Below are 15,257 nucleotides of genomic sequence, written 5' to 3' on the forward strand. Positions count from 1 at the left end.
GGATCGCGTCCGGTCGCGTCCCGCGATGGTGTTATCGCTGTGGTCATACCGCTGTTCGCAACAAGATCATTCCGTTTTTCTTCCTTCGCCACTAACTTCGATGACAGAGCAACGAAGCAGGGTGTGAAAGGAAGAACAATGACGGACATCACCACGACCGGCACGACGACCGGCGCCGCGACCGAAACAACTGCCGACACCATCACCGGCCCCCTGGACGGTGTCCGCGTCATCGACCTCTCCACGGTGGTGATGGGCCCGTACGCGGCCCAGATTCTGGGCGACCTCGGCGCCGACGTGATCAAGATCGAGTCGCCCGCCGACACCGTGCGAGTGGGCCAGTACCGCACCACGCCCGGCATGACCCCGCTCAGCCTCAACGTCAACCGCAACAAGCGCAGCGTCGAGCTCAACCTCAAGAACGAGGCCGAGCGCGCACAGGCCCTCGAACTGATCGACACCTCGGACGTGTTGATCACCAACATGCGCCCGAACGCGCTCAGCCGCCTGGGCATGACCTACGAAGACGTCGCCGAGCGCAACCCGGGCCTGGTCTACGCACACGCCCAGGGCTTCCGCAGCGACTCCGACCGGGTCGGGGACGCCGCCTACGACGAGACCGTGCAGGCTTCCTCCGGTCTGGTCGACATCGCCAACCGCGCGCTGGGCGAACCGGTCTACCTGCCGACCATCCTCGGCGACAAGGTCTCCTCGCTGACCATCGCCTACAGCGTCCTGGCAGCGCTGGTGCACCGCGACAAGACCGGGCAGGGCCAGCGGATCGAGATCCCCATGACGGACACGCTGATCGCGTTCAACCTGGTCGAGCACCTGTCCGGGCACGTGTACGAGCCCACGCAGGGCAGCACCGGGTTCCCGCTGTCCATGACCAAGGGACACCGGGCGGTGCGTACCAAGGACGGTCTCGCGTGTGTGATCCCCTACAACCCGCGCAACTTCCGCGACTTCTTCGCCGCCGCAGGGCGCCCGGACCTGGCCGCGGACCCGCGCGTCAACGGCGAGGCCATCGACGGCGCCGACCACGAGGCCCTGGCCGAGCTGATCGACCAGTGCGCTCCGGCGCTGACCACCGCTCAGTGGACCGAGGTGTGCAGCAAGCACAGCATCCCGATGGCACCGGTGCTGGAGCTGGACCGGGCCCACGAGGACGAGTACGTCCGCGACGGCCACCTCCTCGACACCGTCGAGCACCCGACCGAGGGTTCCATCCGCACCGTCGGCATCCCGGTGAGGTTCTCCGCCACGCCCGGCTCGATCCGCCGCCTCGCCCGGGTCCCTGGCCAGGACACCGCGGACGTGCTCGGTGAGCTGGCCACCCGCTGAGCCGACCGAACCGGTACTTCCGGCCACCGAGCAGGTGAACAGGCAACAAGCGAACAGGCGAGCAGGCGAGCAGGCGAACAGCACAGGGCACCTGCCCGCCGCCAGAAGGAAGAAAGCAGAAGCCATGAGCACCACCGAAGTACGCACCGACGTACGGACCGACATACGCACCGAACGAATCGGCTCCACCCTGCTGATCACGATCGACCGCCCACAGGCGCGCAACGCGGTGAACGCCGCGGTCGCCACCGGCCTGGCTGCCGCGCTGGACGAACTGGAAGCCGACCCCGCGCTCCGCGTCGGCGTCCTGACCGGCGCGGACGGAACCTTCAGTGCCGGCATGGACCTCAAGGCCGCCCTGCGCGGCGAATCGCCCGAGGTGCCGGGCCGTGGCTTCGGCGGCCTGACCGAGGCGGGGCCGACGAAGCCGCTGATCGCCGCCGTCGAGGGCTGGGCCATGGGCGGCGGTTTCGAACTGGCCCTGGGCTGCGACCTGATCGTCGCCGCCGGCGACGCCAGGTTCGGTCTGCCCGAGGTCAAGCGCGGCCTGATCGCAGCGGGCGGCGGCGTGATCCGGCTGCCCAAGCGGATCCCGTACCACCTGGCGATGGAGTTCCTGCTGACCGGCGAACCGGTCAGTGGTCGCCGGGCCGGCGACCTGGGCCTGGTCAACCGGGTCACCGACACGGGCGACGCCACCGCAGTGGCGCTGCAACTCGCCGAGCAGGTCGCGATGAACGCCCCGCTGGCGCTGGCCGCGGTGAAGGGGATCGTGCGCGCCGCCGACGGAGTGCCCGAGGCCGACGCGTTCGCCGTGCAGCGCGAGGAGATGGGCGACCTGACGGCCTCGGCCGACGTCCGCGAGGGCATGAACGCCTTCGCCGAGCGCCGCGCCCCGCAGTGGACGGGCGAGTGACATGAGGGTCGAAGAAGTCCGCCGACACGTGACCACCCCGCTGACCAGCCCGGCGTTCGCGCCCGTCGTCCCGAGGTTCACCGACCGCGAGTACCTCAACATCGTCTATCGCACCGACGCCGAGGCCCTGCGCACCGTCGTCCCCGAACCTCTGCGGATCGACGAGCCGTTGGTCCGGTTCGAGGTCATGAGGATGGGCGACGTCAGCGGATACGGCCCCTACACCGAGTCCGGCCAGGCCATCCCGGTCAGCCTCGACGGCGAGCGGGGCGAGTACCTGCACGCGATGTACCTCGACAACTTCCCCGCGACCGCGTCCGGGCGCGAGGTCAGCGCCTACCCGAAGACGATCGGCGCGCCGAACCTCTACGTCGACCACGGCGTGCTGGTCGGCTCCCTGGACTACGGGACGCTGCGGGTCGCCACCGCGACCATGGGCTACAAGCACCACGAGCTCGACCGGCGCGAGGCCGAGGCCCAGATCACGGTGCCGACCTTCATGCTCAAGACGGTTGTGGGCTACGACGGTTCGCCACGGGTGCAGGAACTCGTCCGCACCGAGATCACCGACATCGCGGTCAAGTGGGCCTACACCGGCCCGGCGAGGCTCCAGCTGTTCCAGCACGTCCTCGCCCCACTGGCCGACCTGCCGGTACGGGAGGTCGTCTCCGCGAGCCACATCCTCACCGACCTGACGCTCGGCGGAGTCAAGCCGGTCTACGACTACCTGGAAGGAAGGGCGTCATGACACAGGAGTTGACGACACAGGAGTTGACGACACGCGAGTTCCGTAACGCCGCGGTGATCGGCGCCGGCACCATCGGACTGTCGTGGACGGCGCTGTTCGCCGGCCACGGACTGACCGTCCGGGTGACCGACCCCCGGCCCGACCTCGCCGAGGCCGTCGCCGCGGCCCTGGACGACTTCGCCCCGCACCTCGCTGCCCGGGGCCTGGACGTCGAGGGCCTCGCCGACCGGGTCCACGTCGCGGCCGATGTCGCCGAGGCGGTCCGGGACGCGGACGTCGTCCAGGAGAACGGCCCCGAACGCGTCGAGTTCAAGAAGGACCTGTTCGCGATCCTGGTCCGCGAAGCGCCGGCGCACGCACTGCTGCTGAGTTCGTCCTCGGCGATCCCGTCGACCGCGTTCACCGCGGAACTCGACGACGCGGGCCGGGTCCTCATCGGTCACCCGTTCAACCCGCCGCACCTGATCCCGCTGGTCGAGGTCGTCCCCGGTGAGCGGACCGGCGAGGACGCCGTCCAGGCCGCGGTGGACTTCTACACCCGCGTCGGCCGCACCCCGGTCGTCGAGCGCAAGGAGATCCCCGGCTTCGTCGGCAACCGCCTGCAGAACGTGCTCAGCCGTGAGGCGGTCCACCTCGTCGAACAGGGCGTGGTGACCCCCCAGGACCTCGACCGGGTGATGACGAACTCGCTCGGCATCCGCTGGTCGACGGTCGGGCCGTTCCTCGGCTCGCACCTGGGCGGTGGCCCCGGCGGCTACCGGCACATGGCCGGGCACATCGGCGCCTCGATGCGGCAGATGTGGGCGGACCTCGGCACCCCGTCCCAGAACGAGGAGGAACAGGAACGGCTCATCGAAGCCGTGGAAAAGGCTTACGGCTCCTCCACGTACTCGGAACTCACCGAGACGCGCGACCGCAGGCAACTCGCTGTCCTGTCCGCGCTGGACCGCGCCGACAAGGCCGACAAGGAGGAGAACTGAGATGACCACCACCATGGAACCCCTCGACGACCAGCTGGTCGCGGACTTCTACGCCTACGAGACGCTGCTGCCGGACGAGGAGCGCAAGATCCTCCTCAAGGCCCGCGCCCTCATGCACGACGAGGTCAAGCCGCTGGTGAACGAGAACTGGGGCAAGGACCGGTTCCCGAAGGAGCTCGTCGGCATCTTCCGCGCGAGCGGGCTGGCCGGCCTGCCCTACGAGGGCTACGGCGAGCACCGGCCCGCCGTCAGCAACCTGCTCAGCGGCATGCTGGCGATGGAGATGGCTCGTACCGACGCCTCGGTGTCCACGTTCTTCGGCGTCCACAACGGACTCGCGATGTACTCCGTCAACTCCGGCGGCAGCCAGGAACAGCGGGACCGCTGGCTCCCCGAGATGGCCGCGATGGACAAGATCGGCGCGTTCGCCATGACCGAGCCGCTCGGCGGATCCGACGTCGGGGGCGGCATGCGCACCACCGCCCGGCGAGACGGCGACACCTGGATCCTCAACGGCGCCAAGAAGTGGATCGGCAACGCGACCTTCGCCGACTACGTCGTGGTGTGGGCACGGGACGTCGACGACAACCACGTGAAGGGGTTCGTCGTCGAGAAGGGCACGCCCGGATTCGACCCGGTGAAGATCGAGGGCAAGATCGCCTTCCGGATCGTGGAGAACGCCGAGATCACCCTGACCGACGTCCGGGTGCCGGAGGCGAACCGCCTGCAGAACATCAACTCCTTCCGCGACGTCGCGGAGATCCTGCGCGCCACCCGCGGCGGGGTCGCCTGGCAGGCGCTGGGCGTGATGATCGGCGCCTACGAACTCGCCCTGGACTACGCCAAGGAGCGCGAGCAGTTCGGCCGTCCGATCGCCCGCTTCCAGATGGTGCAGGACCTGCTGGTGAAGAGCCTGGGGAACATCACCGCCTCGTGGGGCATGCTGGTGCAGCTCGCCCGGCTGCAGGACGCCGGGATCTTCCGCGACGAACACTCCTCGCTGGCCAAGGCGTTCGTCACCACGCGGATGCGGGAGGTCGTCGCCTGGAGCCGGGAGATCTTCGGCGGCAACGGGATCGTGCTGGACTACGACATCGCGCGGTTCTTCGCCGACGCGGAGGCGATCTACTCCTTCGAGGGCACACGGGAGATGAACACCCTGATCGTCGGCAAGTCGATCACCGGGCAGAGCGCCTTCGTATGAGCCGCAGACGCCCTGGCTCGGCCAGGACGAGCCGCAGGGGCCGTTCCTCGCATCCGACGACGCGAGGAACGGCCCCTGCGGTGTGCGACACAGCGCGTCGACGCCGCTCGCGCAGGTCACAGGCCGGGACGGGCACGCCGTGCCGCTCAACGCTCCGGAACGCTCAACCGGTCCTGGTGACGTCGGGCCGAACTCCCCTCAGTACCTTGCCTCCTGGTCACCGGGCCGTGCCGGCCATGGCCCGGGCCGGTGCGTCGGTGGCGTCGAGGCCGCGCAGGATGTCCTCCACCCGTTGCTTGGCGTCACCGAAGAGCATCTGGCTGTTCTCCCTGAAGAACAGCGGGTTCTGGACGCCGGCGTATCCGGGGGCCATGGAGCGTTTGAAGACGACGACGTGGGCCGATTCCCAGACGTGCAGGACCGGCATTCCGGCGATGGGACTGGTCGGGTCCTCGGCGGCGGACGGGTTGACGGTGTCGTTGGCGCCGATGACCAGGACGACCGACGTGGACGCGAAGTCGTCGTTGATCTCGTCCATTTCCAGGACGATGTCGTAGGGCACGTTGGCCTCGGCGAGCAGCACGTTCATGTGACCGGGCAGCCGGCCGGCGACCGGGTGGATGCCGAAGCGCACCTCGATGCCTCGTTCGCGCAGCGTGCGCGCCAACTCGGCGACAGGGTACTGGGCCTGGGCGACGGCCATGCCGTAGCCGGGCGTGATGATGACCGAGGAGGCGTCGCGCAGAAGCCCCGCGGTCTCCTCGGCGCTGATCTCCCGGTGCTCCCCGTGGTCGGTGTCGTCGCTCGCCGCGGCCGGGGCCCCGAAGCCGCCCGCGATCACCGAGAGGAAGGAGCGGTTCATCGCCTTGCACATGATGTAGGACAGGTAGGCGCCGGAGGAGCCGACCAGTGCGCCGGTGACGATCAGCAGGTCGTTGGCGAGGAGGAAGCCCGAGGCCGCGGCGGCCCAGCCGGAGTAGCTGTTGAGCATGGAGACGACCACCGGCATGTCGCCGCCGCCGATGGAGGCGACCAGGTGGGCGCCGAGGGCGAGTGCGATCACGGTGACCGCGATGAGGAGTCCCATGTGGGGGCGCGCGACGAACACCGCGGTGAGCACGACGAACGCGGTGAGCGCGCCGAGGTTGAGGGCGTGCTTGCCGGGGAGGACGAGCGGCCTCGACTTGATGCGTGCCGACAGTTTCAGGTAGGCGACGATCGAGCCGGTGAAGGTGACGGCGCCGATGAACACGCCGATGAAGACCTCGGCGTGGTGGATGCGCAGCAGCGAACCGGTGATCTCCTGCCCGGCGTGGCTCCCGGCCTCGACGTCGAGGTAGCCGTTCCAGCCGACGAGTGCGGCGGCGAGGCCGACGAGGCTGTGCATGACGGCGATCAGCTCCGGCATGCCGGTCATCTCGACCACCCGGGCACGCCACAGTCCGATACCCGCACCCACAGCCGTCGCGACGACGATGAGCACGAGGCCGGTGGCGCTGATGCTCCGGGAGGCGAGTGCGATGGTGGCGGCCAGTGCTATGACCATGCCTGCGATGCCCGAGACGATGCCCGAGCGGGAGGTCCGGTGTTGCGAGAGTCCGGCGAGGCTGAGGATGAACATCAGCGCGGCGACTACGTAGGCGGCCTGTGCGGCCGTGGTGGTGGTCATCCGTGATCAGCCCTTCGAGAACATGGCGAGCATGCGGCGGGTGACGGCGAAGCCGCCGAAGATGTTGACGCTCGCCAGCAGGATCGCGGCGAACGACAGGACGGTGACGGCGGTGCTTGCCTGCCCGATCTGCAGCAGCGCGCCGACCACGACGATCCCGGAGATCGCGTTGGTGACCGACATCAGCGGGGTGTGCAGGGCGTGGTGCACCTGGCCGATGACGTAGAAGCCGATGACGATCGCCAGGACGAAGACCGTGAGGTGGGCGATGAGCTGGGGCGGCGAGAAGGCGGTCACCAGGAACAGCGCGCACGCTGCGGCGCCGACGAGCGCGTACCCGGACCGAGCGGAGCGCGGGGACTTCGCCGGTACGTCGAAAAGGTTGGCGGGTTCCGGGGCCGCGGTGGGGGTGGGCGCGGCGGACACCTGTACCGGTGGCGGCGGCCAGGTCTTCTCGCCGTCACGGACCACGGTCATCGAGCGCTGCACGACGTCGTCGAGGTCGAGGACGAGGTGGCCGTCCTTGCCGGGGGTGAGGAGTTTCATCAGGTTGACGAGGTTGGTGCCGTACAGCTGGGAGGCCTGGGCGGGGAGCCGGCCGGGCAGGTCGGTGTAGCCGATGATGGTCACGTCGTTGTCGGTGACGATCGCCTTGTCGGCGACCGTCCCTGCGACGTTGCCGCCCTGCGCGGCGGCCATGTCGACGATCACGCTGCCGGGCTTCATACGGGCGACGTCCTCGGCGGTGATCAGCTTCGGCGCCGGCCGGCCCGGGATGAGGGCGGTGGTGATGATGATGTCGACGTCGGCGGCCTGCTCGGCGTACAGCTGCGCGGCGAGCCGGTTGTAGTCGTCGGAGGTGGCCTTGGCGTACCCGTCGCTACTGGCCTGCTGTCCGGTCTGCACGGCCAGGAACTCCCCGCCCAGTGAGCGCACCTGCTCGGCGACCTCAGGCCGGGGGTCGGTGGCGCGGACGACTGCGCCGAGGCTGCGTGCCGCGCCGATCGCCGCGAGGCCGGCCACACCCGCGCCCGCGACCAGCACCTTGGCCGGGGGCACCTTGCCGGCGGCGGTCACCTGGCCGGTGAAGAAGCGGCCGAAGGCGTGCGCGGCCTCGACCACGGCCCGGTATCCGGCGATGTTCGCCATCGAGCTGAGGACGTCCAGGGACTGGGCGCGCGAGATGCGCGGGACGGCGTCCATGGCGAGCACGGTGATCGGCCGCCGCGCCAGCTCCTCGACCAGTTCCGGGTGGAGCGCGGGACCGATCAGCGCGATCAGCGTCGCTCCGTCCTTCAGCCGGCCGATCTCCTCGTTCGAGGGGGCGTTCACCTTCAGCACGATCTCCGCAGGCCAGGGGTCGCCGATGCGGGCTCCCGCCTCCTCGTAGGCCGCGTCGGAGAAGCGGGACGACTCTCCCGCTCCCGGTTCGACGACCACGTGGTACCCGAGCGCGACAAGTGCGGCCACGGTGGCGGGTGTCGCCGCCACCCTCGTCTCGCCCGCAGTGGACTCGGCGGCAATGCCTATCCGCTGGGATTCCGGTTCCGGTGGGACCATCGTCTGCCTCTCCCGTCGGTGAACGTGTGGGCGCCGCGCCTGTTCGCCCGGCGCTACGTGCGCCCGTCCATCCATCGGTGCCCGGATCCTTCGCGTTCGACCCCGAGGTTCCCGTCCGACTTGCCGAGTCATGCCTGTGGATACGGGTGGTTGCGAGGCTGGAGTGCTCAATGGCCGGTCGGGAAGCAGAGGTTGACGCCGCGGTGGGACGGGTCGGTCCGGCGACCGTGCCCACCCGTCCCGCGTCGGTGTGTCGGCACGCCGGGTTCAGAAGGTGAGGAGAACCTTCGTGGCGCGTCGCTCGTCCATGGCCTTGTAGCCCTCGGCGGCCTGCTCCAGCGGCAGGGTGAGGTCGAAGACCCTGCCGGGGTCGATCCTGCGGTCCCAGATGAGCTGGATCAGCTCGGGCAGGAACCGGCGCACCGGGGCGGGGCCGCCCTCCACGTGAATGCCGGCGAAGAACAGGTCGATTCCCTTGATCGTGACGTCGTAGTTGACGCCGACGAAGCCCAGGTGCCCGCCCGGGCGGGTGGCGCCGATCGCCTGCATCGTCGATTCCTGGGTTCCGACGGCCTCGACCACCGAGTGCGCGCCCAGCCCGCCCGTGAGTTCCTTGATCTTCGCGACGCCCTCGTCACCGCGTTCCTCGACGATGTCGGTCGCGCCGTAGAACCGGGCCAGCTCCTGTCGCTCGGGGTGGCGGGACATCGCGATGATCCGCTCCGCGCCCAGCTGCCTGGCGGCCAGGACGGCCATCAGGCCGACCGCGCCGTCGCCGACGACCGCGACCGTCCTGCCGGGGCCGGCCTCGGCCGCGACGGCGCCGTACCAGCCGGTGCCGAGCACGTCGGAGGCGGCCAGCAGCGAGGGGATCAAGTCCTCGTCCGGCTGTCCCGGCGTGGGAACGAGGGTGCCGTCCGCGTGGGGGATGCGGGCCTTCTCCGCCTGCGTACCGATCGTCCCCGCCACGAACTCCCGGTGCGCGCAGCCGGACTGGTAGCCCGAGCGGCAGATCTCGCAGGTGTTGTCGGAGATCACGAACGACCCGACGACGAAGTCGCCCACCTTGACGTTCTTCACGTCGGAGCCGACTTCCTCGACCACGCCCGCGTACTCGTGCCCCATGTTCGTGTGATCGGCGGGCTCGACACCGCGGTAGGGCCACAGGTCGGAGCCGCAGATGCAGGTCGCCGTCAGCCGGACGATCGCGTCGGTGGGCTCGATGATCTTCGGGTCGTCACGGTCCTCGACCCGGACGTCTCCGGCCGTGTGCATGACTACTCCACGCATGTCTGCGTCTCCTCGTCTTCGGGGGGTGTCGGCTCGTGACCTCCGCGCCACCGGCGACGGCGGAGCGGAGAGACCACGGCAGCCAGGTAACCCCCGTCCCGGGCGGGCAGCGAGTCACTGACGATGGGTGTACTGGCAGTACATCCCAATCTGGCGGGCGCGGCCGTACGGTCGTCGTGTGGACAACCGTGAAGAGGTCCGCGAGTTCCTCACCTCGCGACGAGCCAAGATCACCCCCGAGCGGGCGGGACTGCCGGCCGGTACCAGGCGGCGCGTACCCGGTCTGCGCCGCAGCGAGGTCGCCACCCTCGCCGACGTCAGCGTCGAGTACTACGCCAAGCTCGAACGCGGCAACCTCGCCGGCGCCTCACCCGCCGTGCTCGAAGCCGTCGCCCGCGCCCTCCGGCTCGACGACGCGGAACGGGCGCACCTGCTCCATCTGGCCCAGGCCCAGGAAGGCTCCGACACCCTCGCCCGCCCCCGGCCGCGCTCCAGCAGGCAGCGGACCTTGCACAAGAGCCTGCAGTGGACCCTGGACGCCGTCACCGCGGGCCCCGCCTACGTCGTCAACGGCCGCTTGGACCTGCTGGCCGCCAACCAACTAACCCTTGCCTTCTTCAGCGACATCTTCAGCGACACGCACGCCGGCCACGCCAAGCCGCCGAACCTCGCCCGATACCAGTTCCTGGACCCCGCCGCCCGTCGCTTCTACGCCGACTGGGACCTCGCCGCCGACATGACCGTGGACGTGCTGCGCGCCGAAGCCGGCCGCAACCCCCACGACAGGGACCTCCACGACCTGGTCGGTGAGCTGTCCACGCGAAGCGACACCTTCCGCACCCGCTGGGGCTCCCACAACGTCACCCGGCACGGCACCGGCACCAAACGCTTCCGCCACCCGGTCGTCGGTGACCTCACCCTCTCCTGGGAAGCATTGGGCATCACCGCCGAACCCGGGCTCACCCTCACCGTCTACACCGCCGAGCCCGGCTCACCCTCCGCGGAGGGCCTCGACCTGCTCGCCTCCTGGGCGGCCACCCAGGACACCATTGCCGATCTTTCTCTGCGGCCACCGACCACTCCTCCGCACTGACCGGAGGAGGGCGGACGATCCGCCGACGGCCGTGGCGAGAGACGCAGTTTTCACCGCACGTGGGGGAGAAGTCTGACATGGCACTGGTTCTGGTGACCGGGGCATCCAGCGGTCTGGGGCGCAACACGGCGGACGCGTTGGCCGACGACGGGCACGACGTCGTCGTCCACGTCCGCGACCCGGCCCGGCTCACCGAGGGGGACGACCCCGGCCGGTGGAAGGGCGTGGTGGTCGGGGATCTCGCCGATCCGGACGAGATCCGTGGGGTTGCCCGGCAGGCCGGCGAGTTCGGCCGCTTCGACGCCGTCATCCACAACGCCGGCGTCCTGCACTCCTCCGATCAGTTCACCGTCAACACCGTCGCGCCCTACCTGCTGACAGCCCTGATGGACAAACCGGCCAGGCTCATCTACCTCAGCAGCTCCATGCACCGGACCGGCTCCACCGACCTGCGACGGCCGGCCGCCGGGACCGCTTCCTACGACGACACCAAACTGTGGGTCACCACCCTCGCGCTAGCCTTCGCGTCCCGGTGGGAGGGAACCTCCAGTCACGCGGTCGACCCCGGCTGGGTGCCCACCCGCATGGGAGGTGCCGGCGCATCGGACGACCTGGCGGCCGGGCACCGGACGCAGGTGTGGCTCGCCACCCACCACGACGTGACCCCGGCGACCGGCGGCTACTGGTACCACCAGCGGACTCGGACACCGCATCCCGCGTCGCAAAACGAGGAGTTCCAGGCGCGCCTCGTCCGGGTCCTGGAGAACCACACGGGCGTGCCGCTCGACTGACCGCCCGTCGGGTGGGCAACCGCTGCGCCGAAGCGGACGTCGGCGCGTGCGGTCAGGGCCCAGCGGCTCTTCCACGTCGTCCCGGTGATCGTGATCCTGATGGGAGACGCGGGCCGGTGGCCCGAGGGAGCCAGGCACGCCGTTCAGTGCGGTGACGGTGCCGGGTCCAGGGCGTTGCCGACGGTGCAGCCGCCCTCTCCGGGCATCCGCTGGATCCGGGGCGGCACCCACACCTCGGTGGCGCCGGGGCTCACGCGGGCAAGAAGGCAGTCCTGCGGGTCGAAGCCGTTGCCCTTCACCGACAGGAGAACACCGACCCGGCCGCCGTCCCCCTTCACCTCGGTACGGATCGCCGGATGCAGATCCAGGGCGGCGAGCGTACGGCGGACCTCGGCCTCGTCCACCCGGCCGCCGTCCGGCACCCTAAGGAGTTTCGCGCGGAGCTCCTCGTACGGCAGCCGGGGCGGTTCGGGTGGCGGGGCGAAGGTCAGCGGCGGGCCATCCGGGCAGTCCACGTCACGGGGATCCCCACGCCACTTCGACCTGGGCGACACCCGCACCGCGAAACAGCGCCGCACGGCGACCTCCTGAGGGTCGAGCCATCCGTCGTACGCCGAGCCGGACGTGCGGACGACCACGTCGATGCCGTCCCCGTCGTGTGTCGAGGTACCCGTCACCCGCAGTACCTCCACCCCGTCGATGCCGGAGGCGGATCGCCCTACCTCCGCCGCCGTGCGCGGACGCTGGCCGTAGAGCCGCTCGCCCGCCTTCCTGGCCACCTCCCGTGCGGCGTCCGTCGCCTCGTCCTCGGAGGACTGCACCACCCCGCAGCCGGCGGTGAACAACAACAGCGGGGCGAGCAGCAGAAGTCGGCGCATGTGTCCACCCTTCCGGCGTGGCGCGGGGCGGGCAACCACTCGCGTACTCAGACCGGCACAGGTGATCGTACTCAGCCGGTACGGTGACAACGCCGCCAGTCCTCCCGGCGCATCCGCGTCGAGCACCGCCAATGGCGCCCGCTCCAGGGCCGCGGTGGCGGCTGTCCCCGCAGGAACGGTTCCGGCGGCGGTGAGCGGAACTCGCCGCCGCCGCAACCGTCGCCGTCAGTCGCTCATGGCGTCGCGGACGAGGGCGGTGTCCACGAACTGTTCGAAGCGCACGATCAGGCCGCCGCGTACGACGAAGTGGTGGGCGACGCGGACGTCGATCGGCTTGCCGGTGGCCTTGTTGGCCGCCGTGTAGCGGGCCAGGACGACGACGTTCTCGCCGTCGACGACGTAGGTGTCGTCGTGGGCGGTCCAGCCGTCCCAGGCCTTGCCGAGCCTCTCCATGACGTGGGAGGTGACCCCGTCGGGCGTGCGGTAGGTGCCGGCGAGGGGGAAGCCGGCCATCTCCGTCCACTCCACGTCGGGGGCGAGGGTGGCCCGCAGGGCCTCCAGGTCACCGGCCGCGGAGGCCAGATACTGGCGGCGCACCACGTCGCGGGGCGCTGCGGAGGTGGCGAACTCGCTCATGTCAGCCCCACGTCATCTCGCCCTTGGCGACCTTCGCCCCGAGCTGCGCGGCGATCAGCATCCCGTTGTCCGGGTAACGCGCCACCAACGCCTCGGTCAGTGCCGCCCCGTCGGCCGCCTTGCCCAACTCCTCGTCGAAGGCCAGGAGGTAGTCGCGGGTGGCGGTGATGGCGGAGGCGTCGGCCGCGGTACCGGGCAGACGGTGCCCGGGGACGACCAACTCCGGCTCCAGCGCCGTCATCTCGTCCAGCAGGTCGACCCAGCAGGCGCGGTCGTCAGAGGTCGGGGTGTCGGCGACCCAGACGTGCTCCTGCTGGAAGAGCAGGACGCCGCCGAGGATCGCGCGGTGCTCGGCCTGCCACAGGTAGTGCCGGTCGGGCAGGCCGGCCGGGCCGCCCTTGAGCTCGAAGCGGTGGCCCTCCAGGGTGAGGCCGCCGGTCAGCGGCTGCAGGTCGACCAGGCGGGTCGGCAGGTTGGGGCCGAGCGCGGCCCACGCCTTCAGCTTGCCCTCGTAGGAGTGCCGGATGTGCTCGATGACGATCGGGGTGGCGACGAACTCGGCGTCCGGGAAGGCGTCGGCGAGGACCTCGGCGCCGAAGTAGAAGTCGGGGTCGCCGTGGCTGACGAAGACGGTGGTGAGCCGCTTGCCCGAGTCCAGGATCTCGGCGGCCAGACGGTGGCCGTCGGCCCGGGTGAAGCCGGCGTCCACCAGCAACGCCTCGTTCTCACCCGTGACGAGGGTGGCGGTCTTGTTCTTGCTGCCTGCCGGGAAGTCGAGGTCGAGGACCTTGAAGGAGAGGGGGCTCATGGGTGACTCCTTGCGGTGAGGGGGGTTGGAGACGGGGGCGGGGACGCTCAGTGAGTACGCAGGTCCGCGAGCCGACGGTCGACCTCGTCGGCGGTGGCGTGGCCATGGGCCAGCGAGGTCACCCGGTCGCCGTCGACGGCGAGGAGGGTGGGAAAGCCGGTGACGCCCAGCGAGGCGGCGCGGTGGAAGTCGCCGTCCACCGCCACCCGCACCTCGGGCGTCTCGAAGGCGGCGACCACGGCGTCGGCGTCCAGTCCGGCCGCCTCGGCGACCTGCCGGTAGGTCGCCGGGTCGGAGAGGCCGAGGCCGTTGACGTAGAAGGCCCGCTGGAGCGCCGCGGCCAGTTCCGCCGCACGGGCGGGAGCGGCCTGCCGCAGCGCGACGACACCGCGCGCGGCGGCCTCGGAGTCCATCACGAACGAGCCGTCGGCGATCAGCCGCTCGTACGCCCGGCCGAACTCGGCGCCGGTCAGCTCGGCGATCTTCGCGTTCGCGCCCTGGACGTAGCCGAACTCGCGGATCGGCACCCGGCGTGACCCGGTGAACAGGCCGCCGGAGACGACCTCGACCGGCAGGTCGGGATGACGGGAGGCGACCTCGCTCAGCGTTCCGGAGAACCCGTGTGACCAGCCGCAGTAGGCGTCGAAGACGTAGACGAGCTTCATCGGGGACCTCGGCAGTGTGGCGCCCGCCGGATGCGAGCGGTGTATCTGACAGAACAGTAACTGACGCGTCAGATATTTTTCCATTCCTGTGACGTGGGACACGTGGGCTTGGCCCGCGTCATCAGATCACTGTTGCGCCCGCCCGCAGATCAGGGCAGGCGGGGCAGAACGTCCCGTGCCGTATGGCTGAGAATCCGGAGATCCTCCGCGAAGCGTTCGCGGTCGGCCGCGGGGAGGGGTTCCACGAGGTGCCGTTTGATGTTCTCCACGTGGACCAGGGACGCGCGGACCACGGTCTCCTCGCCCTGTGGCGTCAGCCGCACCAGCTTTCCGCGCCGGTCCTCAGGGGATTCCGCGCGTGTCACGAGCCCAGCCGCCTCCATGCGGTCCACCAGCCGGGTGGCGCCGCCGGTGGTGAGGACCTGTTCCTGGGCGATGGCCCGCATCGAAAGCCCCGGCTCGCCGGCCCGCCCGAGGATCAGCAGCACCTCGAACACCAGATGGCTGATGCCGCACTCCTCCTCGAGTGCCCGGCCCAGGACGTACTCCAGTCGGTTCGCCGCCCCCTGCAGCCGTCCGAACGCCAGGATCAGGTCGTTGTCCGCGGCCTCCTTGGCCGTTCTGATCTCCGCTTCCTCGCCCACGGTCGCGCCGCCCCTCTCGTCGTCCCGGTAC

General features: G+C 70.2%; 15 protein-coding genes. 7 read left to right on the forward strand and 8 right to left on the reverse strand.

Features of this window, described 5'->3' with window-relative positions; genetic code table 11:
* The first annotated feature begins 138 nt into the window (after nt 1-138).
* The 5 genes from AQJ84_RS08180 to AQJ84_RS08200 all read left to right on the forward strand — a co-directional run bounded on the left by AQJ84_RS08180 (nt 139) and on the right by AQJ84_RS08200 (nt 5,192).
* Nucleotides 139-1,344 carry a CaiB/BaiF CoA transferase family protein gene (locus AQJ84_RS08180; protein ID WP_078632397.1) on the forward strand — a complete coding sequence of 402 codons (1,206 nt, stop codon included), beginning with the start codon at nt 139-141 and terminating at the stop codon, nt 1,342-1,344.
* A 124-nt stretch (nt 1,345-1,468) separates the two neighbouring features.
* Complete coding sequence (locus AQJ84_RS08185) at nt 1,469-2,260, forward strand: crotonase/enoyl-CoA hydratase family protein (protein WP_030044749.1); 792 nt, start codon at nt 1,469-1,471, stop codon at nt 2,258-2,260.
* Between the two features lies 1 nt (nt 2,261).
* On the forward strand, nt 2,262-3,008 hold the full coding sequence (locus AQJ84_RS08190) for an acetoacetate decarboxylase (protein WP_030044748.1): 747 nt from the start codon (nt 2,262-2,264) through the stop codon (nt 3,006-3,008).
* Entirely contained in the window at nt 3,005-3,988 is a 984-nt protein-coding gene (locus AQJ84_RS08195) for a 3-hydroxyacyl-CoA dehydrogenase NAD-binding domain-containing protein (protein WP_051870261.1), read from the forward strand. The genes AQJ84_RS08190 and AQJ84_RS08195 overlap by 4 nt, the downstream gene beginning before the upstream one ends.
* 1 nt (nt 3,989) lies before the next feature.
* Nucleotides 3,990-5,192, forward strand: coding sequence for an acyl-CoA dehydrogenase family protein (locus tag AQJ84_RS08200; protein WP_030044746.1), 1,203 nt, complete (start codon nt 3,990-3,992; stop codon nt 5,190-5,192).
* Nucleotides 5,193-5,409: 217 nt separating this feature from the next.
* On the opposite strand, the gene pntB is transcribed toward AQJ84_RS08200, so the two are convergent.
* The 3 genes from pntB to AQJ84_RS08215 all read right to left on the reverse strand — a co-directional run bounded on the left by pntB (nt 5,410) and on the right by AQJ84_RS08215 (nt 9,711).
* A complete protein-coding gene (gene pntB, locus AQJ84_RS08205) occupies nt 5,410-6,861 on the reverse strand; it encodes a Re/Si-specific NAD(P)(+) transhydrogenase subunit beta (protein ID WP_053191989.1) in 1,452 nt (483 codons plus the stop codon).
* Between the two features lie 6 nt (nt 6,862-6,867).
* The gene (locus AQJ84_RS08210; protein WP_030044743.1) at nt 6,868-8,421 is read right to left on the reverse strand and encodes a Re/Si-specific NAD(P)(+) transhydrogenase subunit alpha; all 1,554 of its coding nucleotides are present in this window, start codon (nt 8,419-8,421) and stop codon (nt 6,868-6,870) included.
* A 267-nt stretch (nt 8,422-8,688) separates the two neighbouring features.
* Nucleotides 8,689-9,711 carry a zinc-dependent alcohol dehydrogenase family protein gene (locus AQJ84_RS08215; protein ID WP_030044742.1) on the reverse strand — a complete coding sequence of 341 codons (1,023 nt, stop codon included), beginning with the start codon at nt 9,709-9,711 and terminating at the stop codon, nt 8,689-8,691.
* 178 nt (nt 9,712-9,889) lie between these two features.
* On the opposite strand from AQJ84_RS08215, the gene AQJ84_RS08220 reads away from it, so the two are divergent.
* Both AQJ84_RS08220 and AQJ84_RS08225 read left to right on the forward strand, forming a co-directional pair.
* Complete coding sequence (locus tag AQJ84_RS08220; protein ID WP_051870260.1) at nt 9,890-10,804, forward strand: helix-turn-helix transcriptional regulator; 915 nt, start codon at nt 9,890-9,892, stop codon at nt 10,802-10,804.
* Between the two features lie 77 nt (nt 10,805-10,881).
* Nucleotides 10,882-11,595: an SDR family NAD(P)-dependent oxidoreductase gene (locus AQJ84_RS08225; RefSeq protein ID WP_030044740.1), complete on the forward strand. Its 714-nt coding sequence runs from the start codon at nt 10,882-10,884 to the stop codon at nt 11,593-11,595.
* 143 nt (nt 11,596-11,738) lie between these two features.
* On the opposite strand, the gene AQJ84_RS08230 is transcribed toward AQJ84_RS08225, so the two are convergent.
* From AQJ84_RS08230 to AQJ84_RS08250, 5 genes are all read right to left on the reverse strand, one after another.
* On the reverse strand, nt 11,739-12,473 hold the full coding sequence (locus AQJ84_RS08230) for a hypothetical protein (protein ID WP_030044739.1): 735 nt from the start codon (nt 12,471-12,473) through the stop codon (nt 11,739-11,741).
* 225 nt (nt 12,474-12,698) lie between these two features.
* Nucleotides 12,699-13,109, reverse strand: a complete 411-nt coding sequence (locus AQJ84_RS08235; protein ID WP_030044738.1) for a nuclear transport factor 2 family protein — start codon at nt 13,107-13,109, stop codon at nt 12,699-12,701.
* Between the two features lies 1 nt (nt 13,110).
* Nucleotides 13,111-13,917, reverse strand: coding sequence for an MBL fold metallo-hydrolase (locus AQJ84_RS08240; protein ID WP_030044737.1), 807 nt, complete (start codon nt 13,915-13,917; stop codon nt 13,111-13,113).
* Nucleotides 13,918-13,964: 47 nt separating this feature from the next.
* Nucleotides 13,965-14,582 carry a DsbA family protein gene (locus tag AQJ84_RS08245; RefSeq protein ID WP_030044736.1) on the reverse strand — a complete coding sequence of 206 codons (618 nt, stop codon included), beginning with the start codon at nt 14,580-14,582 and terminating at the stop codon, nt 13,965-13,967.
* 149 nt (nt 14,583-14,731) lie between these two features.
* Entirely contained in the window at nt 14,732-15,226 is a 495-nt protein-coding gene (locus AQJ84_RS08250; protein WP_030044735.1) for a MarR family winged helix-turn-helix transcriptional regulator, read from the reverse strand.
* Nucleotides 15,227-15,257: the final 31 nt, after the last annotated feature.

This window comes from Streptomyces resistomycificus (assembly GCF_001514265.1).
GTDB lineage: Bacteria > Actinomycetota > Actinomycetes > Streptomycetales > Streptomycetaceae > Streptomyces > Streptomyces resistomycificus.

Coding starts and splice junctions, on each gene's coding strand:
- AQJ84_RS08240 (WP_030044737.1), bottom strand. CDS start 13,917: ATGAGCCCCCTCTCCTTCAAGGTCCTCGACCTCGACTTCCCGGCAGGC.
- AQJ84_RS08190 (WP_030044748.1), top strand. CDS start 2,262: ATGAGGGTCGAAGAAGTCCGCCGACACGTGACCACCCCGCTGACCAGC.
- AQJ84_RS08230 (WP_030044739.1), bottom strand. CDS start 12,473: ATGCGCCGACTTCTGCTGCTCGCCCCGCTGTTGTTGTTCACCGCCGGC.
- AQJ84_RS08180 (WP_078632397.1), top strand. CDS start 139: ATGACGGACATCACCACGACCGGCACGACGACCGGCGCCGCGACCGAA.
- AQJ84_RS08200 (WP_030044746.1), top strand. CDS start 3,990: ATGACCACCACCATGGAACCCCTCGACGACCAGCTGGTCGCGGACTTC.
- AQJ84_RS08185 (WP_030044749.1), top strand. CDS start 1,469: ATGAGCACCACCGAAGTACGCACCGACGTACGGACCGACATACGCACC.
- pntB (WP_053191989.1), bottom strand. CDS start 6,861: ATGACCACCACCACGGCCGCACAGGCCGCCTACGTAGTCGCCGCGCTG.
- AQJ84_RS08210 (WP_030044743.1), bottom strand. CDS start 8,421: ATGGTCCCACCGGAACCGGAATCCCAGCGGATAGGCATTGCCGCCGAG.
- AQJ84_RS08235 (WP_030044738.1), bottom strand. CDS start 13,109: ATGAGCGAGTTCGCCACCTCCGCAGCGCCCCGCGACGTGGTGCGCCGC.
- AQJ84_RS08215 (WP_030044742.1), bottom strand. CDS start 9,711: ATGCGTGGAGTAGTCATGCACACGGCCGGAGACGTCCGGGTCGAGGAC.
- AQJ84_RS08225 (WP_030044740.1), top strand. CDS start 10,882: ATGGCACTGGTTCTGGTGACCGGGGCATCCAGCGGTCTGGGGCGCAAC.
- AQJ84_RS08245 (WP_030044736.1), bottom strand. CDS start 14,582: ATGAAGCTCGTCTACGTCTTCGACGCCTACTGCGGCTGGTCACACGGG.
- AQJ84_RS08195 (WP_051870261.1), top strand. CDS start 3,005: ATGACACAGGAGTTGACGACACAGGAGTTGACGACACGCGAGTTCCGT.